This is a genomic window from Thalassospira xianhensis MCCC 1A02616 (assembly GCF_003326475.1).
Lineage (GTDB): Bacteria > Pseudomonadota > Alphaproteobacteria > Rhodospirillales > Thalassospiraceae > Thalassospira > Thalassospira xianhensis.
Map to the genome: position 1 here is coordinate 26,818 of NZ_JPWA01000033.1, position 20,951 is coordinate 47,768.

Below are 20,951 nucleotides of genomic sequence, written 5' to 3' on the forward strand. Positions count from 1 at the left end.
CCATGCTGAACTATATCCTGCGTCGCCTTTTGCTTATTCCGGTTACGCTGTTTGGTATCATGGTTCTGAACTTTGCCATTGTGCAATTCGCACCGGGGGGCCCGGTCGAACAAATGATTGCCCAGTTGCAGGGTACCGATGTTGCCGCAACTGCCCGCATCAGCAATCAGGGTGCAGATAGCGGTGGAGGCGGTGGTGCCAGCGGGGGGAACAATTTTTCCTCTACCTCCAACTATCGCGGGGCGCAGGGACTTGATCCTGAAATCATCACCCAGCTGGAACAGCAGTTCGGCTTCGATAAACCGGCTCATGAACGTTTCTGGATGATGATGAAAAATTATCTGACGTTCGATTTCGGCCAAAGCTATTTTCAGGATCGCGACGTGGTCGATATCGTGATCGACAAAATGCCGGTTTCGATATCGCTTGGGCTTTGGTCAACCCTGATCATCTATATCATTTCCGTGCCGCTTGGCGTTGCCAAGGCCGTGCGGGACGGATCGAATTTTGATGTCTGGTCATCCGCTGCGATCATTGTCGGTTATGCCATTCCGGGCTTCCTTTTTGCCGTGATGCTGATCGTGGTGTTTGCCGGTGGGACCTATTTCGATCTGTTCCCGTTAAGGGGGCTGACATCATCGAATTTTGATGAGTTGTCGCTTTTGGGTAAGGTTGCGGATTATTTCTGGCATCTGGCATTGCCGATTACGGCACTGACCATTGGTGGCTTCACCACTCTTACGATGCTGACGAAAAACTCGTTCCTTGATGAAATCAACAAACAATATGTGGTCACAGCACGGGCCAAGGGATTGACGGAAAAGCGGGTTCTTTACGGGCATGTGTTCCGCAATGCGATGTTGCTGGTCATTGCCGGTTTCCCGAGTGCATTGATCGGGTTGTTGTTTACCGGTTCGGTCCTGATCGAGGTGATTTTCTCGCTCGACGGGCTTGGGTTGCTTGGTTTTGAAGCTGTGATGAAGCGTGATTACCCGGTGATGTTTGCGACACTTTATCTGTTTACGTTGTTTGGTCTTGTTCTGAACCTGATCAGTGACCTCAGCTATCACCTGATTGATCCGCGGATCGACTTCGAAGCGCGGGAGAATTGATCATGCAAAACATCATTCTTTCGCCGTTGAACAAACGCCGGATTGCCAACTTCCGGTCCAACAAGCGCGGATACTGGTCGCTTGTGATTTTTGCTATTCTGTTTGTCATCTGTCTGGCAGCGGAATTTGTCGCCAATGACAAGCCGATTTTTGTCAAATATGACGATAACTGGTATGTCCCGATCCTGTCAGACCACCCTGAAACCGTTTATGGCGGCGATTTTGACGTCGAAACCGATTTCTATGATCCCTATATCCTTGGCAAGATCGAGGAACACGGTTTTGCCATCTGGCCGCCGATACCGTTTTCTTACAATACCATCGATTTTGAAATGCGCGAGGCACAGCCAGCCCCGCCATCGTTCCGGCATTGGCTGGGAACAGATGATCTTGGTCGGGATGTTCTGGCGCGCCTGATTTACGGATTCCGGATTTCGATCCTGTTTGGCCTTGCCTTAACGGCAATCAGTTCGGTGATCGGGATCGCGGCCGGTGCGGTACAGGGCTATTTCGGTGGCTGGATTGACCTTGGTTTCCAGCGTGTGATCGAAATCTGGTCCGGATTGCCGCAGTTGTTCATCCTGATCATTCTGGCCAGCCTGTTTGCGCCGGGTTTCTGGACGCTTTTGTTCATTCTTGTGCTGTTTAGCTGGATGAGTTTGACGGGGCTAGTGCGTGCGGAATTCCTGCGGGCGCGCAATTTCGAATATGTTCGGGCCGCGCGCGCATTGGGCATGACCGATTATCGCATCATGTATCGCCATGTTCTGCCGAACGCGATGGTGGCAACGATTACGTTCCTGCCGTTTGTGTTGAACGGTTCGATCGTGGCCCTTACATCGCTTGATTTTCTGGGGCTGGGCATGCCGCCCGGATCGCCGTCGCTTGGCGAGTTGCTTGCACAGGGTAAAAACAACCTTCAGGCACCGTGGCTTGGTATGACGGCGTTCTTTGCAATCGCGATTATGCTGAGTTTGCTGATTTTTATCGGCGAGGCGGTGCGCGATGCCTTTGATCCACGAAAAACCTTCTAGGGGAACGGTTATGACGACCAATCAATCGACACAGCCGCTTCTGGAAGTAAGGGATCTTTCGGCAAGTTTTGCCGGTGTCCCGGCGGTCAAAGGCGTTTCGTTTGCCATGAAGCGCGGGGAGACCATGGCGCTTGTCGGCGAAAGCGGGTCGGGTAAATCGGTGACTGCACTTTCCATCTTGCAATTGCTGCCCTATCCGCGGGCCAGCCACCCGGGTGGTTCGATCCTGTTTGACGGACAGGAAATGGTCGGAACGGATGCGAAAATTCTGCGAAACATCCGCGGCAACCGGATTGCAATGATTTTCCAGGAACCGATGACATCGTTAAACCCGCTGCATAATATTGAAAAGCAGATCGGCGAGGTGTTGCTGCTGCATAAGGGATTGCGCGGTGCCAAAGCACGGGCGCGTATTCTTGAACTGCTTGATCTGGTGGGTATTCCTGATCCGGCTTCGCGGCTTAAAGCATTGCCGCATGAATTATCGGGTGGACAGCGCCAGCGCGTGATGATTGCCATGGCATTGGCAAATGAACCGGAATTGCTGATTGCCGACGAGCCGACCACGGCCCTTGATGTAACCATTCAGGCACAGATCCTTGAATTATTGAAGGATTTGCAGGCCAAGCTTGGCATGGCGTTGCTGCTGATTACCCATGATCTTCAGATCGTGCAGAAGATGGCCGATAATGTCTGCGTCATGAAGGATGGCGAGGTGGTTGAGCGCGGTACGGGGCGCGGGATTTTTGATAATCCGCAGCATCCCTACACCCAGAAGCTTCTGGCTGCTGTGCCAAGCGGCAATGCGCCACCATTACCCGAAAATGCGCAGGAACTGATCCGGACAAATGACATTCTGGTACGGTTCCCGATTGGCAAGAAGGGGCTGCTTGGTCGCCCGGAATATTACCTTGATGCGGTCGATCATATTTCGCTTAGCCTGAAACAGGGCGAAACATTGGGCATTGTTGGCGAAAGTGGATCGGGGAAGACGACACTTGCAATGGCGATCTTGCGTCTGCTGTCATCGACCGGCGATATTCGGTTTGATGGTAAAGATGTTCGGCAATTTTCCGGGGGTGATTTGCGCGCATTACGTCGCGACATGCAGGTAGTGTTTCAGGACCCTTTCGGATCCCTGAGCCCGCGTATGTCGATCAGCCAGATCGTCGGCGAAGGGCTTGAAATCCATAACCCGGAAATGTCCCGGCAGGAACGCACTGAGCGCATTGCCGAGGCGTTGCGCGAAGTAGATTTGCCGGTGAATGCCATGGATCGTTATCCGCATGAGTTTTCTGGCGGGCAGCGCCAGCGCATATCCATTGCGCGTGCACTGGTCTTAAAACCGCGTTTCATGGTTCTTGATGAACCGACATCGGCACTCGATATGTCGGTACAGGCACAGATTGTCGAACTTTTGCGTGATCTTCAGGCGCGCCACAAGATGGCCTATCTGTTTATCAGCCATGACCTTCGTGTGGTGCGCGCGCTTTCGCATCGGGTGATGGTGATGAAGGGCGGGCGGCTTGTCGAAAGCGGAAATGCCGACGAAGTCTTTGAAAATCCGAAGGAATCCTATACAAAGGCTTTGTTGGCTGCGGCACTTGATTTGCGTGCAGCCGGGTCGGAGTTTGTGCAAAGCTAAGTCCGACGGGAACCTGACAAGGGACAACCGCGTTCGTCGGGCAATGCCATGGTACAATTACGGGCTGGAAGCGAGTGTTCATGACCGAACCGGGAAAAAACCCGAAAGGATTCAGGAACTGGCTTGTCATGCCGCTGTCGGCGGTATCGATGGGTGTGATGTTGCTGCTGGCACCAGACGCACATGCGTCTGGTGGCGGACATGGCGGGGACGCCACATCCGAGAGCAGTGGGCCAAAGGAACCCGAGATTCCCGAAACGGTAATCCAGTCGGATTCAATTGCGCTGACCGTGGTTTTGCCAAAGGTTGGTGCAATCCGGCAGATGGTGTTTCATGTTTGGCTGGAGGCGTCGTCGGTGGCGGACCGTGCCATCCTCGAACAGGCTGAACCCAAATTACAGAACGCGTTTCTGCGTGATCTTCAGCGCATTATGTATCGTGATACCCAGAACCGGTATGACAAGCTCGAAGCAGGCAAACGTGGATTTGTCTATAACGGGCCGGAACTGATCGCGCCGCCACCGCCCAAAACGCCAGAAGAACTCGAAGCGGAAAAAGAAGCGGCCGAAGCGGCAAAGGAAAATGGTGAGGAAATCATATCCGAACCTCCATTTTCCCCGTTCCCGCCAACGACCAATCGCTATTTTGCCGCTCTTCAGAACCGGCTTTTATCGACCGCACGGGGCATTGTGCCGCCAGAAGCCATCCGCTCGGTCCAGGTGCGCAAGTTCTATGACAATTGGCCAGGTGATAAAAAGCCTGGGCGGTGAGACGCTCCTGCAAATCCTGTGCATGCCTGTGGCCGCTTGCCATATGATTTGTTTCCCCATTTCTGAACGATCCTTTGCAGATTGGTCCATTCCCATACAACGCGTTTTGAACCGGGTTGAATGCGGCAGGGGGCGGTGACTCCCTGTGAACTTGGTCTGTGGATGCCAGCCGTGCGCAGAGTGCACTTGTTCGAGGGCTTGAGCGTGATATTCCGAGGCGTTTGACGTTACCTGGGGATTGAAATGCCGATTGAAACATGGCTCAGCTTTTGCGCACTGGTATCACTTATGGTGGCGACACCGGGTCCAAGTGTTCTGATCGGGATGTCACATTCGTTGCGTTATGGTCCTCGCCCGACAATGATTACGGCACTTGGCGATGTGACCGCCAACATGATCCAGATGGTGATTGCCGCGGTTGGTCTGGGGGCGTTGCTTGCGACATCGGCGACGGCGTTTGGTGTGGTCAAATGGTGCGGGGTTGCTTTCCTGTTTGCCATTGGCGTGACAGCGATCCTGCGCAAATCCAAGGCAGGAAACAATAATAACGAAACCGAAACAAATTTGGCGTCAGGGTTTGAGCCCGTGCTCAAGCGTCGCCTGTTTAGCGAAGGCTTCCTTGTCGCAGCCGGCAACCCGAAAGCGATTGCTTTTTTCGGAGCACTGTTTCCGCAATTCATCGATCCGTCGGCGGAACTTTTGCCGCAGTTGATGATTCTTGGAACCACCTTTGTGATTTTTGATTACACATTCGTAATGATATATGCGATGGGCGCTGCTCGTCTGATGCCCTGGCTGATAAAGCGCGGCGGAAAAACCACAATTGGCCGCATCAGTGGCGGTGTTTTGATTGTTGCAGCCCTGCTTTTGTCGTTGATCGATATGCCAGAAAGCGTTGCCAACACCCGTTAAGTCGAAATCTGGGGTAAGCAGAAACTTCTTGTGTCACGGAGTGTATCTTGCGGCTCTATGCGCGAGTGTTTCGATCTAAGTTTTTGATATCAAAAGATGAAATAGAAGATCAAATGACCGGACGCAAAAAACATGAACAAACCAACTGGTCTGTTTGTTGGCTATTCTTACGTGTGGGAAGGTGGGTAAGGAAGGATAGGGCAGATTTTCTGTCCCATTTGGCGAAATTCCGCACTCTTGCCAATTCTTGGCTGTCAAAAACCGGGTGAATTCCGCTTGTCGATGGCAGTGATACCCGAAAAAACTTGGCCCGGAAGCCTCAACTATTCGGTTTTCTTGCCAGCAGAGACGATAATGTCGCCGAATTCGCGCAGGAAAACGGAGCCCTTTACCGTGCGCTGGATCAGGACCGAGCGACGGTCGTCCTCGTCAACCTTGCGCTTGACCATGCCCAGCGAACTGAGGCGGTCAAGAGCACGTGTAATGGCCGGTTTGGAAATGTTAAGTGCGTCCGAAAGGCCACGCACGGTATGCGGGGCCGGAGTCAGGTAAACAGTTAGCATAAGGGCCATCTGGCGGGCCGATAGGTCGGGAGAGTCCCGACGCACACTTTCCACAATCGCGATACGCCAAAGGTCAAGCGCCTGAGACGGTTTGATCTCGATCGACATGCCTGTGCCCAACAATTAATTTGTTACGAATACGTAATCTGTCTACCTGACCCCTGCGCAGATGTCAAAGGTCTAATTGGGAAAAACTAAACGTTTACTTTCCGTAACGATCCGCGATCAGCTTGAAAGCAGCCCGAATGCCTTGGGCTTCACCGCCTTCGGGGCGTCCTGGACGGGAAGAAGGATTCCACGCCATCAGGTCGATATGCGCCCAGGCTTTTGCACCCTCGGCGAAACGATCAAGGAACAGGGCGGCGATGATTGCCCCGCCATAGGGCGATCCGGAAATGTTGTTCATGTCGGCTGCCTTGCTATCAAGCATCGGGCGATAATCATCCCACAGCGGCAGGCGCCACATCGGATCGTTCAGCGCCAGGCCGTTTTCGAGAAGCCCATTGGCAAGATCATCGTTATTGGAAAACAGGGCAGGCAGACCAAGGCCCAGTGCAACACGTGCCGCCCCGGTCAGGGTTGCGAAGTCCAGAAGCATTTCCGGATTCTCGGCGACGGCTTCGGTCAGCGCATCGGACAGGACTAGCCGACCTTCGGCGTCGGTATTGCCAACTTCAACCGTGATGCCCTTGCGGGTCTTAAGAATGTCGCTTGGCCGGTATGCCTTGCCCGATACCATGTTTTCAACAGCCGGGATCAGAACGCGCAGACGAACCGGAATACCGGCTGCCATAATCATGCGCGCCAGACCAAGAACCTGTGCCGAGCCGCCCATATCCTTTTTCATCAGTAGCATGTTGCTGGACGGTTTCAGGTCATAGCCACCGGTATCAAAACAGACACCCTTGCCGACCAGTGTGATTTTGGGTGCGCTTTCATCGCCCCAGCGCAGATCGATCAGGCGCGGGTCGCGGTCGCTGCCCTTGCCGACGGTATAGATCGCCGGGAAGTTTCGCTTGTTCAAATCTTCGCCAACGATGCTGGTGACCTTTGCGCCGAATTCCTCGCCAAGGCGGCGTGCGGCGGCTTCGAGTTCCTCGGGCCCCATGTCATTGGCCGGGATATTGATCAGGTCGCGCGCAAGGCCAATGCCGCGCGCGATATTCTCGGCACGCTTGGCTGCCTCGTTTGCCGGAATGGCAAAAAGGGCCCGTTTGGCGGTGCTGGCATCCGACTTGCGGTAACGATCAAACCGGTATCCGCCAAGATAAAGACCAAGAACGGCCTTTTCACAGACCGCATCATTTTCCGTGACATCATCGGTCAGGATATATTCGCCCGCAGGCAACGCACCGGGCAGTGCCGCAAAATCCCACTGGGTTTTTGCATCATCGACATAGCTGATCACAACGGTCTGATAGGCGCCCGCTTCGCCGGGCAGGGCAAGATGGGTGCCGCGTTTGCCCTCATAGCCGGAAGATTTGACCCATGCCTGATGACCATTAGTTTGTTTGCCGAGCCAGTTTTTGAAATCGGCTTCGGCGACGGCCGTAATGCGGATCGGGTTGGACGATTTTTCAGACGCGATGATGTGATCGAACAATTTGACACTTCCCTTGTGGTGGCATGTTGGCGTTGCCGGGAGAAGACCCATGGACAGGGTGGCCGACAACGTTTCCTACGGCGAGATTATGAATCCGATCTTACGGATGCCACCGTCAATCGGCAATCGCCCAAAAGAAAACCCCGTATGCGGAAATATCATGCGGATGATGATCTGTTCTGGCCGTCGAAGGGACATGGCATTGCCATATGCAAAAGAAGACGTTCGGGTACGATAAAACGACAAACGAAAATCAGCGATGCAACGGTCTTGAACCGGATTTTGAAAGCCCCGATAGTGGTCGGCCACCATCATCCGTTTGATAAAGGATACCGCAATGGAAACGCGCCCCGTTCTTTATATCGGCAACAAAAATTATTCTTCCTGGTCGCTTCGTGCCTGGCTTGGTCTGCGCGTGGCCGGGATTGATTTCGAGGAAAAGCTGATCCCGCTTTATACCGAGGAATGGCATGCCAAGGCCGAGATTTTTTCGCCCAGCAAAAAGGTTCCGTCCCTGTTTGATGGCCGCAAAACCATTTGGGAGGCATTAAGCATTCTGGAATATTTCGCCGATAGCAGGCCAGATGCCATGCTATGGCCGCTTGATCTTGATGTGCGCGCGATTGCGCGGTCGGTTTCACTGGAAATGCATGGCGGGTTTACCGCATTGCGCAGCAATATGCCGATGAATTTACGCAAAAGCCTGCCGGGCCGCGGTCGGGGAGAGGGCGTTGAGAAGGACATCGCGCGAATTGGTGAGATTTTTAAAACCTGCCGGGCCCAATACGGGCAGAGCGGTGATTTTCTGTTCGGTCATTTTTCGATTGCCGATGCGATGTTTGCACCGGTCGTAACCCGTTTCAAAACTTATGGCGTGTCGCTTGATCCTGTTGGCAATGCTTATATGGAAGCAATCCTTGGCCTTCCCGAGATCGTCGAATGGTATCGTGATGCCTTGGCCGAGGAATGGGTGGTCGCCGGTGGCGAGATTTCCGACGCATAGGCAGAAGCAACAAAGCAGGAGCATGCAATGGCCGGAGTGACCGGCGAGCTTCCCGAAATCGATCCGCCGGGTGATGACCCGGCGCTCGACGATCTTCTGGTCAATGTCCGGGCCTGCCGGATATGCGAAGGTGCGTTGCCGCTGGGGCCGCGTCCGGTTGTGCGGATGGCGGCAGGTGCGAAAATCCTTGTGATCGGGCAGGCCCCGGGGACGAGGGTGCATGAAACCGGCTTGCCATGGAACGATGCATCGGGGGACCGGTTGCGCGACTGGCTGCAAATGACGGTCGAGGATTTCTATGACCCGGCCAAACTTGCAATCATGCCGATGGGATTCTGTTATCCTGGCCGGTTTGAACGTGGCGGCGATTTGCCGCCGCGCCCCGAATGTGCCCCGACATGGCATGATGAATTGTTACGACATTTGCCTGATATCGGCCTGACACTTCTGATCGGGCAATATGCGCAGGAACGTTATCTTGGCCCGCGCCGTGCAAAAAGCATGACGGAAACGGTGCATCGATTTGACGAATATTTGCCAGACGGATTACTGCCGATGCCTCATCCAAGCTGGCGCAATACCGGCTGGATCAAAAAGAACCTGTGGTTCGAAGCCGACCTTTTGCCGGTCTTGCGAGACAGGGTGCATCGGTTGTTGGGCACAAACTGATTTTATGGTCCAATAGGGCAACGAAAAATGCAGGAGGTCACAATGAGCAAACTGGACAAAACCGCCATCGAAGTCGCAATTGCCAAGCTGGATGGATGGGATCTGGCAGAAGACGGGTTATCAATCGGCAAGATTTATATGTTCGGCGATTTCAATTCGGCATTCGGTTTCATGACGCGAGTTGCGATGCAGGCCGAAAAAATGAACCACCATCCGGAATGGTTCAATGTATACAACAAGGTCGGGGTTACGCTGACAACGCATGATGCGGGTGGCGTGACGCAAAAGGATATCGATCTGGCGATCTTTGCCGAAACGGTTGTATCGCATTAAGCTGTGTGATGCGTCAGAAAGAAAATGCCCTGCCATTGTGGGACTGGCAGGGCGTTTTTCGTGGCAGCGGTGGCTTATTTGGGTTCCAGCCTGACCGCGCCATCGATCCGGATGGTTTCGCCGTTGATCATTTCGTTTTCGCAGATATGCAGGGCCAGTCGGCCATATTCTGCCGGATCGCCAAGGCGTTTCGGGAAGGGAATGTTTGACGCCAGCGCCTGCTGCATTTCATCAGGCAGGGCAGTGACCATCGGGGTGCCAAACATACCCGGCGCAATCGAAACGACACGGATGCCATGACGGGCCAGTTCGCGTGCTGCCGGAAGGGTCATTGCGGCAACGCCGCCCTTGGATGCCGAATAGGCGGCCTGCCCGATCTGGCCTTCGTAGGCGGCGATGGATGCGGTATTGACGATAACACCGCGTTCACCGCCTTCGGTCGGTTCATTGCGGCTCATGGCGGTGGCGGCAACACGCATCATATTGAACGTTCCGATCAGGTTGACGTTGATCACGCGCGCAAAGGCATCAAGGTCAGCCGGGCCTTCGCGTCCGACGATGCGTTCGCCTTGCAGGATCCCTGCACAATTTACCAGAATGGATGGAATGCCTTGTGTTTCGATAACATCCGAAACCGCGTCCTCGACACTTTTGGCGTTCGACACATCAACACCGTAACCAATCCCACCCAGTTCGGCTGCTGTGGCTTTGGCCCCGGCCTCGTTCAAATCAAAGGCTGCGATTTTTGCCCCGGCGCTGGCAAGAACACGTGCAGTTGCAGCCCCGAGACCCGACGCAGCCCCGGTGACAATGGCGATGGATCCCTTGACCTGCATGGCTTCAAATTCCCTGTATTCAGTCCGGTGAAAAATAATAGGTAATTCTATACCAAATTATTTGTTTATCGGGCAAGGTCATTTGACTCTGTTGTATCAGGGGCCGGAATGACGGCCTTCCGGTGTTGCGGCAACCGGGTCTTGTGCTGCGATATCGGGGACGGTTGGTGTGACGGATTTGCCGATTTTCCGTTCGCGCAGGGCAACATAGATTGCTGCTGCGATGATCAGTGCCCCGCCCGGCAATATCCAGATATCGGGAATTTCGCCAAACAGCATCAGGGCCAGAATGGCAATGATTGGCAGACGCAGATAGGAAAAGCCGACAAAGAAACTGTAATCAGCCAGCTGCAGGGCTTTGACATTGCACACCTGCATGACGTTCATCATGAGTGCGGCAAGCGCCATCAGGCCCAGTACCGGCCAGCTTGGCGTTTGCCAGACAAGCAGGGCCGGAATTAGGGATACTGGGGTTGTGATCAGCATCAGATAAAACAGAAGGGCGGTTGTACTTTCGGTTGCAACCAGCCGTTTGGTGATCAGACCGGCACTTGCCATACAGATGGCTGCGGCAATCGGCAAAAGACTGGCCGGTTGCATGGCAGCGGTTCCCGGCTGGATGATCAGTCCGACACCGACAAACCCGACAAGAACAGCCAGCCAGCGATGAATGCGCACAGTCTCGCGCAAAATCAGGGCTGCCAGAATGGTGCCAAACAGCGGCACGGTGAAGTTCAGCGTGGTGGCCTCGGCCAGTGGCAGATAAAGAACGGCCATAAACCACAGGCACATTTCGGCCGCCGACAATACGCCACGCAATCCCAGAAGCGGCAGGCGTTTCGTGCGCAGTTCGCCAAGGCCACGGTGCATCACGATGGGGGCAATCATTATCAGGCCAAACAGGAAACGCAGGAATACCGCCTGATAGGGATGGATTTCAGCCGTGGCAAAGCGGATTGTCAGGGTAAAGCAGGCGGCAAGGATGGCCGCAGAAAGAGCATAAAAACTGGCCTGAACCGGGGAGGATTGATTCTTGAACCAGTTTTTCATGAGATCCTTGTTCCTTTGAATGGTCGATCAGTGATTGTCGCGCGCAGGTGGCGGGTCAAGGTCACTTGCCGCGGATGAGGGGCCACGATTGATCCGCTTGGCTTCTTTGGCAAGTTTGGCTTCGCGACGCGCGATGTATAGTGCCGATCCGATAATCAGACCAGCACCGGGCAGAAGCCAGATTTCCGGGACTTCGCCAAACATCACCAATGCGATGACGACGACAAACGGCAGGCGCAGATAATTGAACCCGACGACAAAGCTGTAATCATAGATACGAAATGCGTTGGTATTACAAATCTGGGTGATGTTGGCGATAAAGGCACCCAGCGCCATCAGCCCCAATACCTGCAGGCTTGGGGTTTGCCAGACGAAAAGGGCGGGCACCAGCGTTAGTGGCGTGGTCAGCAGCATCATGTAAAGCACGATGGTGGTGCTGTTTTCGGTTCTGGCCAGCGACTTGATCGTCAATCCGGCACTTGCCATGCAGAGGGCCGCCGCAATCGGCAGCAGGCTGGCCAGTTGCATTGTTTCGCTGCCGGGGCGGATGATGATGATGACACCAATGAAACCGGCAAAAAGGGCTGCGATACGGTATTTTCGGACTGTTTCACCCAGAAAGATTGCAGCCAGGATCGTTCCGAACAGCGGTACGGTAAAGTTCAGCGTCGTCGCCTCGGCCAGCGGCATATAGGCAAGGGCTGAAAACCAGAAGCTCATGGCACCCATCGATAGGAACGCACGCAGCAGAAACATCGGCATGCGGTGTGTTTTCAGCCGAGCAAAACCGGATCTGAGTGCGATGGGGGCGATAAAAAGAAGCCCGAAGAAGTTGCGAAAGAAGACCGCCTGCAACGGATCAATCTCGCGGGTCGCCATACGTACAATGACCGAAAACAGGGCTGCCATAAGTGATGCGATCACGGCGAAAATCGACGCCTGAAGATAGGGCGGCAGGCTGTTGAACCACTTACGCATCAACGCGGCCCGTTCTGTTTCCTGTGTTGTCTTCTGGGGTATCTTCCGGCGGATTGATGGTTTTGGCCTTGGTGACAGGAATGGCCTGTGAGTCAGCTGCCGCTGTAGTCGGCATGCGGCGGCGGCGTTTTTCATTCCTTGCAAGAACAGCTTCGCGCCGCGCGATGTAAAGCGTTGATCCAATAATCAGCGATGCCCCGGCCCAGGTCCAGAAATCAACCGTTTCACCAAACATGATGAAGGCAAGTGCGGCAACAAATGGCAGGCGAAGGAAATCAAACGCCATGACGTAGGATTGGTCCGCTGTGCGATTGGCACGCACAAAAAGCTGTTGCCCGGCAGTTGCGAGAATGGCGATAGCAAGAAGGATTGCGAGTTGCTGCCATGTTGGTTGCTGCCAATAGAAAAGTGCCGGGATCAGAGACAGGGGCGTCATGATCATGCCCATCCAGGTCACGATGGCGTTGGCACTTTCACTGCGTGAAAGCATTTTGACCGTCGTCACGGCACAGGCGGTAAACAGGGTCGCCAACAGGGCCAGAATTGCGCCGGTTTCAAGAGTTTGGCCAATCGGGCGCACGATGATCATGGCGCCAACAAAACCAAGAACCACGGCGGACCAACGGCGCGCCCGGACGGTCTCACGCAGGATAAGGGCTGCAAGGATGGTGGTCAGGATCGGGACGGTGAAATTGATCGCGATGACCTGTGCGGCAGGGGCGATTGCGAGGGCCGAGAACAGACACAGCATTCCGGCCAGCCCGATCACCGCCCGAATGAAATGCAGTTTCAGTTTAAGCGTGCGCAGACCAACAAACCGGTCACGCAACATCCACGGAATCATCGGTATCAACCCGAACAGATTCCGGAAAAAGGCTGCTTCAAACGGATGAACTTCGCGCGTTATGTACCGGATAAGCACCGCCATTGCCGCAAAAAGGATTGCAGCACCGGTCATCAACAGGGCGCCACGAAGCGCATCATTATCCGGAGAGACACGAAAAAGGTGCATGATCATCAACGAATAAGGCCGATTTTATAAAAAATCCAGCCTTGATCGGTGAAATAGTCCTACCATTTATCCAAAAGGTTGGCCGAAAGTTTCATGCGCGCACAGTTTTCGTGTAAGATCGTCTGATATTGATAAAAATTCTTCAGGGGGATGTTTTATGGATGCCATTGATCGCAAGTTGATCGACATCTTGCAGGATGACGCGTCTTTGTCTTATTCGGCACTGGGGACGAAGGTCGGCCTTTCTGTTTCGGCGGTAAATGACCGTGTACGTAAACTGCGCGAGCAGGGGGTGATCAAGGCGTACCGCGTTGAAGTTGATGGACATGCTATCGGTCGCGCTCTTACCGCAATGGTCTGGTTACGGACCGATCCGGCCAAGGGCAACAAGAAGCTGGTCAAGTCGCTGATCAAGGCGGACGAGGTTCTTGAATGCCATCACATGACAGGGCGGTTTGATTTCCTGTTGAAATTACGACTGCGCGATACGGCACATCTTGAAAGCTTTGTGACTGATACGATCAAGGAAGTCCCCGGTGTGGTCGAGGTTATTCCGGAAATTGCCTTGTCTACAGCCAAAGAAACCGGCTTTGTTCCGGCGGCGCTTGATGGAGATAAGTGATCGGTTGTGTCACACTCTGAGCGGTAGGAGTACATAATTCCAGTTGCCTGATATTTGACCAAATGTCGGGCAATTTTGCCGCAAGAATGCCGCCTTTGGGCGTTTTAAACCATCGTTGCGGGCGTGTTGCGGTAACGCATTTCAAACTTTCCCGTCGTAACTGGCGTGCGACAGGAACCTGACGGGTCTTTGGGCCTGTCCCACGGGTAATGACAAACAGGATGGAGACGCAAATATGATCGAATCGATGAATCTGGTGATCCTGATTGCATCGGTTCTGGTTGTCGTTGCTGTCTTTACCAGCCTGATTAGTTTCCGGGTTGGTGCCCCCTTGCTGCTTGTGTTCCTGTTTGTCGGACTTGGGGCTGGAGAGGACGGGATTGGCGGCATTAATTTCGATAATGCGCCGTTGGCCTATTTTATCGGGTCTATCGCGCTTGCGATGATCCTGTTTGACAGCGGATTTGAAACCCAGCTTCGAACCTTGAAAATTGCAGCAGCACCCTCGCTTGTTCTCGCAACGGTGGGGGTCATGCTGACTACGGGGGTGGTTGGCGGGGTCACGTGGCTCGTGCTGGATGTACCGTGGCTGGTAGCATTGCTTTTTGGGGCGATTGTTAGTTCGACGGATGCGGCGGCGGTGTTTTTCCTGCTGCGGGTTGGCGGGATCAATTTGCGTGATCGGACACGCAGCACGCTTGAAGTCGAGTCCGGTTCGAACGATCCCATGGCGGTGTTTCTGACCATTTCGCTGGTCGAACTGATCATGCAGGGTGGCGGGGATAATCTTGCACTGGAATTGCTTGAACGGTTTGTTCTGCAAATTGGACTTGGTGGTATTTTGGGACTTCTGGGCGGGATGGTCATCGTTCAGATGATCAACCGCGTCAATCTTGAACCCGCCCTTGTTCCGATTGTCACGCTTGCCTGTGCGCTTAGCCTTTTTGGCGCGACCAGCATCGTTGGCGGCAGCGGCTTTCTGGCGGTTTATGTCGCCGGTCTTTACGCCGGGAACAGCCAGATGCGCATGAGTGTCGGGGTCCGCCGGTTCCAGCATGTCACGACGTGGCTTGCGCAGATCGCGATGTTTGTCACCATGGGGCTGCTGGCAACGCCGTCACAGTTTGGCGAAGTGGTCATTCCGGGTGTTATTCTGGCACTGGTGCTGGTGTTTATTGCGCGTCCGGTCGCGGTATGGCTTTGCCTGATGTTCTTTAATTTCTCACGCAATGATACCGCCTTTATTTCATGGGTCGGTTTGCGCGGGGCGGTGTCGATCCTGCTTGCGATCGTGCCGATGGTTGAAGGCGTCGAATACGGGCAATTGCTGTTCAATACGGCTTTTATCGTTGTGATTACGTCACTGCTTTTGCAGGGGTGGACGATCCGGCTGATGGCGCGCTGGCTTGGCATTATGATCCCGCCGCGTCATGGCCCTGTTGATCGTATTGACCTTGAACTGCCGGGCAATGCCAATCAGGAGATCGTTGTTTATCGTGTTCATGACGAAAGTGCGGTGGCAACGGGCCATCGTATTCCGCGCTGGGCGCGGCCAAGCCTGATCCTGCGGGATGGAAAATCGTTACGCCCGCATAGTGCCGGGCGGATTGAAGGCGGTGATCAGGTCTATATCATCACCCCGCCCCGCCATGTCGAATTGCTTGATCAGTTGTTCGCGGGGCCTGCCGAAGGGGCGAATGATGTCGACTTGTTTGGTGATTTCAGTTTCCCGCCCGATACACGCATCGCCGATGTCGGGCGTCTGTATGGCTTTGCGGTCAAGGAAGAGGACGAAGAGGCAACCGTTGCCGAAATTCTCGAGCGCAATCTTTCGGGAGATATCGAACCGGGGGATCGGGTTGCCTATGGCATGGTGGAACTGATTGTTCGTCGGATCGATGACACACACGAAATTGTCGAAGTTGGCATGGCGGTCGAACAGAAGCCGGTCAAGCCGAAACGGCATCTGCCGATGTTCCATTCGCGGACAGAATTGCTGGCAATATGGAAGGAATGGCAGCGGCGCCGACTGCGTGAGAAAATGCGCAAGCAGCGTGGTGATGATGTCCTTGATTCCGATGAAATTAAAGAGCCGACCTCGGACATATCGGGTATCGACGCGGCAGCCAATGACGGTGGCGATGATGATATCGAGCCGATGCGCGCAGAAACGGGACAGCACGACAAATCCTGATTATGGATCTGTCTATTGATTAGTTAGTCTAATGGATAGATGAGTTTTGCTGGTTTGTGCGAATGGCGCAAACTGCCCTAAATTCCAACGATTGATTTCGTTGGAGTGCCGTTATGGGCCCGCTTGGATTATATAGCGTTGTCGTTCTGATCTGGGGAAGCACCTGGATCGCGATCCAGTATCAGCTTTCAGTCGGGCCGGAACTAGCTGTTGCCTATCGTTTTGTTCTGGCGGCAGTAATTCTGATGGCGTGGTGCGTGATCCGCGGCTTGCCAATGCGTTATTCCCTGCGTGATCATGTGTTTATGGCCGCCCTTGGCGTGTGCCTTTTTTCATTGAATTATGTGTTGATTTACATTGCCAGCGCCCATTTGACCTCGGGTCTTTTGGCCGTGGTGTTTTCGACCATTGTCATCATGAACATGATTAATGGTGCGATCTTTTTCAAGCGACGACCGGAAACCCGGACATTGATCGGGGCAGCAATCGGGCTTGGTGGAATTTCGCTGGTGTTTGCCCGTGATCTGGCGATGTTTGATCTGGCGGCAGGCGGCAGCGTTGGTTTGCTGGTTTCGCTTGCGGGCAGCTATATCGCCTCGCTTGGGAATATGGCATCGGCGCGTAATCAGGCACGCGGCATTCCGGTCCTTCAGGCGAATGCTTTCGGTATGATGTATGGCTCAATTCTGTTGATCGGATACATCCTTGCTACCGGTATTCCCTTCACCTTCGACACCAGCCCGTCTTTCGTTGCGGCGCTGATTTACCTTTCCCTGTTCGGCTCGGTTTTGGCGTTTGGGTCCTATCTAACGCTGTTGGGCAAGATCGGCCCGGATCGTGCGGCATATAGCTCCGTCATGTTTCCGGTGGTGGCACTTTTGCTGTCGACCTGGTTTGAAGGATTTGTCTGGAACAGCAACATCGTTCTAGGCGTCGGCCTGACGTTGCTGGGTAATATCGTTATCCTGACCAAGCGGATGCCCAAACCAGCCGTCATTGCGATGACAACAACGGCAGAAGCAACAGGTGGTACCAACCCGACGGCGACACCCTGCGAAGCAAAGGCCAGACAGAGCTTCTTAAGCGATGGGGGTTGAGGAGAGATAGCGATGGATGAAATGTTATGAACGGTGTCGCCTACTTTCAACGCATGGCCCGTTATAACGCGTGGGCAAATCAGCATGTTCTGGATGCGTGCGCCGGCCTTGGGGCGGGCGATCTTGATGCACCGCGCGCAGCTTTTTTCCCGTCGATCATGAAGACACTGAATCATATTTTGGTGGCGGACCGTCTGTGGTTGGGGCGTCTGATCGGCGCGCCTGAACGTCTGGCGCTTGATACCGTTCTGCATGCCGGTCTTGGCGAATTCCGTGCCGCGCGAGAGGCGCAGGATGCCAAAATCATCGCATTTACCGAGCGACTTGATACGGACACACTGGCAACTGATTTGTCCTATCAATCAATGCTGGCAGGTGCATATACCCTGCCGCGCGAGGTGATTTTAGCGCATATGTTCAATCATCAGACACACCACCGTGGGCAACTGCATTCCATGTTGATCGAGGCAGGGGTAAAGCCGCTTGCGATTGATCTGGTTTATTATTGTCTGGAGGTCGATGCGTGATGGCGGATCTTCTGACTCAGTACACGCCATTTCTGATTGCTGCCCTGTTGCTCAACATCTCGCCCGGGCCGGATCTGGCTTATATCACTGCACAGACCGCTATCCATGGCCGCAAGATCGGGGTGTTTTCCAGTCTTGGCGTTTGTTCCGGTGCCTTTGTGCATGTGATTGCCGCAGCCCTTGGGCTTTCGGCCATTCTGGCGACATCGGCACTGGCATTCTCTGTGGTGAAATGGGTGGGGGTCGCGTATCTGGTATGGCTGGGGATCGGCGCCTTGCGCAACAGTTTTGCCAAGCGTGGCCCGAATGATGCGGCATCTGAAATATCTGCCGCAAAACGGTCTCGGGTACGCGCGATTACAGCCTTTCAGGCGTGGCGTCAGGGCGCGATGATCGATGTCCTAAATCCCAAAGTCGCGATTTTCTTTATGGCGTTTCTGCCCCAGTTTGTCGATCCGGCGGTGGGGGATGGTGCTGTCCAGTTTCTGGTGCTTGGCACATTGGTCATTGTGATCGGATTTTGTGTCGAGACGGTCGTGGTGCTTACCATCGGATTTGCCGCCACCCGCCTTCGGGGTAACGGGTTGCTTGGTATCTGGCTGCAACGTTCTCTTGGCGGGATTTTTATCGCGTTGGGTGTCCGGCTGGCGCTGACCGAACGTTGATGATCGAATTCGTCATCCTTCGTTTCCAACCGGTTGGGAAGGGCGACGATGCCGGACTTTCGCATTCAGGAGCGAAGGTCCTTGGTCCGGATTGGTAGCAGCCGGGCCCTCTGGATTTTACATTCCATCCAGAGCTCTCATACTGTAAACCAAGACTTGCGCCCGGCTGGAAATATCTCAGGGCCGGGTGCCTTTTTTTGCAAGGTGACCCACCAGCATATTTGAAAGCGGGGCAGCCGACAGGCCGTGCACAATGACGCTGATCGTGACGATCATGACAGCCGCAGCGATGAGCGGTTCATAGCCATCGGGATCAATCATTGTGATCATGATCAGCAGGTAAATAATCGATGCGATGCCGCGCGGACCAAACCAGCCGATATAGAGCTTTTCAGCCAGACTGTATGGACTGCCGATCATGCATAGCCAGACACAAAGCGGGCGCAAAATGGCAAGGCTCACAACCGAGAAGATCAGCATTTCCCAAGTCCAAAGCTGATAAACCGCGGGAATGACTACCAGACCAAAAATAAAGAAAGTCAGCATGGTCAGCAGTTCGGACTCGGCTTCGCCAAAGCTTTCGATGGTTTCGCGCACCTTTTCTGATGAGATGTTAAGCGCAAGGCCACCCGCGAAGGCAGCGACAAAACCGTTTCCGCCAAGTTTTTCGCACAGGAAAAAGATAAACAAGGCCGCAAGCACGCCAAGAAGTCGTTCGAAACGGTCAATGATGGTGTTGGTGGTGACCGCATGATTGACGATCTGGCCAATTACATATCCGGCCAGCAATCCGACACCGGCACCGATTGAAATCTCCAATACGGCCTCGATGAACCAGCCGTTGCTGCTTTCGCCAACAAGATCGGCCTCAAGCAATACAGCAGCCGTAAATACAGGAAGAACCAGGCCATCGTTCAGGCCACTTTCAATATTGATGCCTTGGCGGACCGGGTCGGGAACCAATTTGTTTTCCATCACAGGGCGGCCCAAGGCCGCATCTGTCGGGCTGACAATCAGGGCGAGTATCAGAGATGGAAGAACCCCGATGGAAGGATGCAACCCAATGATAAAAGCCCATGTTACGCCAATGGTCAGTGGCAATCCTACCAGCAGCAACCGGTTGGCAAGCCGGATGGCTGGTCTTTCCTTGCGGTAGTCAAGGACGGCAGCATCAAGAAACAGAATGATCGCCAGCGTCATTTCCGAAAATCCGGTGGCGAAATGAATGCGATCAGCAAACGGTGCCAAAGGTGGTTCGTGCCATATGCCTAATGGCAATGCAATCAACGCGCCGGTCAGAACCATCATCATCGGCGAGGATATATTGCGCCGCTGCAACCTGCGTGATTGCAAGCCGTAAAGCAGCCCTGATCCCAGAAACAGGATGATGACCCATTCGAACATGATACAGCCTAACTGATTGGTTCATTGGATATATTGCCGCAATTCACGGCAAATACCAAACAGCAAAGGCAGTAAGCGAAGGGCGGGAGCAGAGATCAGGCTGTTGCTGCCCTGATGGTGGAAAGAACGTTCTGATGGCATCGTGCGTCGCCACTCGCGACGACGGCACCATCACTGAAAATCGTAAGTGGCTTACCCTGCCAATCGGTCATAACACCACCCGCACCTTCGACAACGGGGACAAGGGCGCAAAAATCATATGCCTGTAAACCGCATTCAACAACGGTATCGGCAAAGCCAAGTGCTACCAGACCATAGGCATAGGCATCAACGCCATACATCGGCTGACGGCATTTCTCCGAGACTGCCTTGTAAGCGCGTGCCGAGGCATCGGTTCGAAAAAGTTCCGGGGCAGTGGTAAAGAAGGTGGCGGTATCAAGCGTTTCGCATTCACGGGCATTGATTTCGTTGCTATTCATCGTGCTGGGACGACCCATAACCCCGACCCATCGTTCATCCGTGATTGCCTGATCAATGATGCCAAGTACCGGAACACCTTTATGGCACAGTGAAATCAGGGTCGCGAAGCTTGGCTTGCCCGCGATGAACGACTTGGTGCCATCAATCGGATCCAGAACCCAGACACAATCGGCATCGACATTATGACGGCCATGTTCCTCGCCAAGAATTCCGTGATCAGGAAGTTCTTCTGACAGAATTGCACGCATCGCGGTTTCAACTTCGCGGTCGGCAATGGTCACCGGGCTTGCATCAGCCTTGACGTCAACTGCCACAGGGGTGCGGTAATACTGGTGGATGACCGGACGGGCGGAATCGGCCAGTTTGTGCGCGATCTCCAGAAAGTGGTCGAGATTTTCCATTGAAACGCATCCCTGTTTGAAATGTTTGGCCGCAAACGAAA

Annotated in this window: 21 protein-coding genes; 13 read left to right on the forward strand and 8 right to left on the reverse strand. The window is 54.0% G+C overall.

Annotated elements, in window-relative coordinates; genetic code table 11:
* Window positions 1-2: 2 nt before the first annotated feature.
* The 5 genes from TH5_RS20235 to TH5_RS20255 all read left to right on the forward strand — a co-directional run bounded on the left by TH5_RS20235 (window position 3) and on the right by TH5_RS20255 (window position 5,473).
* A complete protein-coding gene (locus TH5_RS20235; protein ID WP_114123386.1) occupies window positions 3-1,112 on the forward strand; it encodes a microcin C ABC transporter permease YejB in 1,110 nt (369 codons plus the stop codon).
* A 2-nt stretch (window positions 1,113-1,114) separates the two neighbouring features.
* A complete protein-coding gene (locus tag TH5_RS20240) occupies window positions 1,115-2,146 on the forward strand; it encodes an ABC transporter permease (RefSeq protein ID WP_114123387.1) in 1,032 nt (343 codons plus the stop codon).
* Window positions 2,147-2,156: 10 nt separating this feature from the next.
* Entirely contained in the window at window positions 2,157-3,791 is a 1,635-nt protein-coding gene (locus tag TH5_RS20245) for an ABC transporter ATP-binding protein (RefSeq protein ID WP_114123388.1), read from the forward strand.
* Window positions 3,792-3,871: 80 nt separating this feature from the next.
* On the forward strand, window positions 3,872-4,561 hold the full coding sequence (locus TH5_RS20250; RefSeq protein ID WP_114123389.1) for a hypothetical protein: 690 nt from the start codon (window positions 3,872-3,874) through the stop codon (window positions 4,559-4,561).
* A gap of 243 nt (window positions 4,562-4,804) precedes the next feature.
* Window positions 4,805-5,473 (forward strand): LysE family translocator, encoded by a 669-nt coding sequence (locus TH5_RS20255; protein WP_114123390.1) that lies wholly within the window; start codon window positions 4,805-4,807, stop codon window positions 5,471-5,473.
* Window positions 5,474-5,796: 323 nt separating this feature from the next.
* Here the strand turns inward: TH5_RS20255 and TH5_RS20260 are convergent, their stop codons facing one another.
* The gene (locus TH5_RS20260; RefSeq protein WP_007088785.1) at window positions 5,797-6,144 is read right to left on the reverse strand and encodes a MarR family winged helix-turn-helix transcriptional regulator; all 348 of its coding nucleotides are present in this window, start codon (window positions 6,142-6,144) and stop codon (window positions 5,797-5,799) included.
* Between the two features lie 94 nt (window positions 6,145-6,238).
* Window positions 6,239-7,639: a leucyl aminopeptidase family protein gene (locus TH5_RS20265; RefSeq protein WP_114123410.1), complete on the reverse strand. Its 1,401-nt coding sequence runs from the start codon at window positions 7,637-7,639 to the stop codon at window positions 6,239-6,241.
* A gap of 337 nt (window positions 7,640-7,976) precedes the next feature.
* Here TH5_RS20265 and TH5_RS20275 point away from each other — a divergent pair, with 337 nt between their 5' ends.
* Genes TH5_RS20275 through TH5_RS20285 form a run of 3 tightly spaced genes read left to right on the forward strand, consistent with a single transcriptional unit; the run spans window position 7,977 to window position 9,644 of the window.
* The gene (locus tag TH5_RS20275) at window positions 7,977-8,642 is read left to right on the forward strand and encodes a glutathione S-transferase family protein (protein WP_114123392.1); all 666 of its coding nucleotides are present in this window, start codon (window positions 7,977-7,979) and stop codon (window positions 8,640-8,642) included.
* A 27-nt stretch (window positions 8,643-8,669) separates the two neighbouring features.
* Window positions 8,670-9,311 (forward strand): uracil-DNA glycosylase family protein, encoded by a 642-nt coding sequence (locus TH5_RS20280; protein ID WP_114123393.1) that lies wholly within the window; start codon window positions 8,670-8,672, stop codon window positions 9,309-9,311.
* Window positions 9,312-9,353: 42 nt separating this feature from the next.
* A complete protein-coding gene (locus TH5_RS20285) occupies window positions 9,354-9,644 on the forward strand; it encodes a 4a-hydroxytetrahydrobiopterin dehydratase (protein ID WP_114123411.1) in 291 nt (96 codons plus the stop codon).
* Between the two features lie 74 nt (window positions 9,645-9,718).
* On the opposite strand, the gene TH5_RS20290 is transcribed toward TH5_RS20285, so the two are convergent.
* The 4 genes from TH5_RS20290 to TH5_RS20305 all read right to left on the reverse strand — a co-directional run bounded on the left by TH5_RS20290 (window position 9,719) and on the right by TH5_RS20305 (window position 13,526).
* Window positions 9,719-10,480, reverse strand: coding sequence for an SDR family NAD(P)-dependent oxidoreductase (locus TH5_RS20290; protein WP_114123394.1), 762 nt, complete (start codon window positions 10,478-10,480; stop codon window positions 9,719-9,721).
* A 96-nt stretch (window positions 10,481-10,576) separates the two neighbouring features.
* Window positions 10,577-11,530, reverse strand: coding sequence for a DMT family transporter (locus TH5_RS20295; RefSeq protein ID WP_244204988.1), 954 nt, complete (start codon window positions 11,528-11,530; stop codon window positions 10,577-10,579).
* Between the two features lie 27 nt (window positions 11,531-11,557).
* Complete coding sequence (locus TH5_RS20300; protein WP_114123395.1) at window positions 11,558-12,508, reverse strand: DMT family transporter; 951 nt, start codon at window positions 12,506-12,508, stop codon at window positions 11,558-11,560.
* Entirely contained in the window at window positions 12,501-13,526 is a 1,026-nt protein-coding gene (locus TH5_RS20305; RefSeq protein WP_114123396.1) for a DMT family transporter, read from the reverse strand. Before TH5_RS20305 ends, TH5_RS20300 begins: the two co-directional genes overlap by 8 nt.
* Before the next feature lie 151 nt (window positions 13,527-13,677).
* Between TH5_RS20305 and TH5_RS20310 the strand changes: the two genes are divergently transcribed.
* The 5 genes from TH5_RS20310 (at window position 13,678) to TH5_RS20330 (ending at window position 18,625) form a co-directional block, all read left to right on the forward strand.
* Complete coding sequence (locus TH5_RS20310; protein ID WP_062951068.1) at window positions 13,678-14,142, forward strand: Lrp/AsnC family transcriptional regulator; 465 nt, start codon at window positions 13,678-13,680, stop codon at window positions 14,140-14,142.
* 235 nt (window positions 14,143-14,377) lie between these two features.
* Window positions 14,378-16,336, forward strand: a complete 1,959-nt coding sequence (locus tag TH5_RS20315) for a potassium/proton antiporter (RefSeq protein ID WP_114123397.1) — start codon at window positions 14,378-14,380, stop codon at window positions 16,334-16,336.
* 113 nt (window positions 16,337-16,449) lie between these two features.
* A complete protein-coding gene (locus TH5_RS20320) occupies window positions 16,450-17,433 on the forward strand; it encodes a DMT family transporter (protein ID WP_114123398.1) in 984 nt (327 codons plus the stop codon).
* Window positions 17,434-17,459: 26 nt separating this feature from the next.
* Window positions 17,460-17,960, forward strand: coding sequence for a DinB family protein (locus TH5_RS20325; protein ID WP_114123399.1), 501 nt, complete (start codon window positions 17,460-17,462; stop codon window positions 17,958-17,960).
* Window positions 17,960-18,625 carry a LysE family translocator gene (locus TH5_RS20330; protein ID WP_114123400.1) on the forward strand — a complete coding sequence of 222 codons (666 nt, stop codon included), beginning with the start codon at window positions 17,960-17,962 and terminating at the stop codon, window positions 18,623-18,625. Before TH5_RS20325 ends, TH5_RS20330 begins: the two co-directional genes overlap by 1 nt.
* A 177-nt stretch (window positions 18,626-18,802) precedes the next feature.
* Here TH5_RS20330 and TH5_RS20335 read toward each other — a convergent pair whose 3' ends face one another.
* Entirely contained in the window at window positions 18,803-20,029 is a 1,227-nt protein-coding gene (locus tag TH5_RS20335; protein WP_114123401.1) for a cation:proton antiporter, read from the reverse strand.
* Between the two features lie 95 nt (window positions 20,030-20,124).
* A complete protein-coding gene (hisN, locus tag TH5_RS20340; protein WP_114123402.1) occupies window positions 20,125-20,910 on the reverse strand; it encodes a histidinol-phosphatase in 786 nt (261 codons plus the stop codon).
* Between the last annotated feature and the right edge of the window lie 41 nt (window positions 20,911-20,951).

Coding starts and splice junctions, on each gene's coding strand:
- TH5_RS20320 (WP_114123398.1), top strand. CDS start 16,450: ATGGGCCCGCTTGGATTATATAGCGTTGTCGTTCTGATCTGGGGAAGC.
- TH5_RS20325 (WP_114123399.1), top strand. CDS start 17,460: ATGAACGGTGTCGCCTACTTTCAACGCATGGCCCGTTATAACGCGTGG.
- TH5_RS20300 (WP_114123395.1), bottom strand. CDS start 12,508: ATGCGTAAGTGGTTCAACAGCCTGCCGCCCTATCTTCAGGCGTCGATT.
- TH5_RS20240 (WP_114123387.1), top strand. CDS start 1,115: ATGCAAAACATCATTCTTTCGCCGTTGAACAAACGCCGGATTGCCAAC.
- TH5_RS20275 (WP_114123392.1), top strand. CDS start 7,977: ATGGAAACGCGCCCCGTTCTTTATATCGGCAACAAAAATTATTCTTCC.
- TH5_RS20255 (WP_114123390.1), top strand. CDS start 4,805: ATGCCGATTGAAACATGGCTCAGCTTTTGCGCACTGGTATCACTTATG.
- TH5_RS20290 (WP_114123394.1), bottom strand. CDS start 10,480: ATGCAGGTCAAGGGATCCATCGCCATTGTCACCGGGGCTGCGTCGGGT.
- TH5_RS20285 (WP_114123411.1), top strand. CDS start 9,354: ATGAGCAAACTGGACAAAACCGCCATCGAAGTCGCAATTGCCAAGCTG.
- TH5_RS20280 (WP_114123393.1), top strand. CDS start 8,670: ATGGCCGGAGTGACCGGCGAGCTTCCCGAAATCGATCCGCCGGGTGAT.
- TH5_RS20260 (WP_007088785.1), bottom strand. CDS start 6,144: ATGTCGATCGAGATCAAACCGTCTCAGGCGCTTGACCTTTGGCGTATC.
- TH5_RS20335 (WP_114123401.1), bottom strand. CDS start 20,029: ATGTTCGAATGGGTCATCATCCTGTTTCTGGGATCAGGGCTGCTTTAC.
- TH5_RS20295 (WP_244204988.1), bottom strand. CDS start 11,530: ATGAAAAACTGGTTCAAGAATCAATCCTCCCCGGTTCAGGCCAGTTTT.
- hisN (WP_114123402.1), bottom strand. CDS start 20,910: ATGGAAAATCTCGACCACTTTCTGGAGATCGCGCACAAACTGGCCGAT.
- TH5_RS20315 (WP_114123397.1), top strand. CDS start 14,378: ATGATCGAATCGATGAATCTGGTGATCCTGATTGCATCGGTTCTGGTT.
- TH5_RS20235 (WP_114123386.1), top strand. CDS start 3: ATGCTGAACTATATCCTGCGTCGCCTTTTGCTTATTCCGGTTACGCTG.
- TH5_RS20310 (WP_062951068.1), top strand. CDS start 13,678: ATGGATGCCATTGATCGCAAGTTGATCGACATCTTGCAGGATGACGCG.
- TH5_RS20250 (WP_114123389.1), top strand. CDS start 3,872: ATGACCGAACCGGGAAAAAACCCGAAAGGATTCAGGAACTGGCTTGTC.
- TH5_RS20330 (WP_114123400.1), top strand. CDS start 17,960: ATGGCGGATCTTCTGACTCAGTACACGCCATTTCTGATTGCTGCCCTG.
- TH5_RS20245 (WP_114123388.1), top strand. CDS start 2,157: ATGACGACCAATCAATCGACACAGCCGCTTCTGGAAGTAAGGGATCTT.
- TH5_RS20305 (WP_114123396.1), bottom strand. CDS start 13,526: ATGATCATGCACCTTTTTCGTGTCTCTCCGGATAATGATGCGCTTCGT.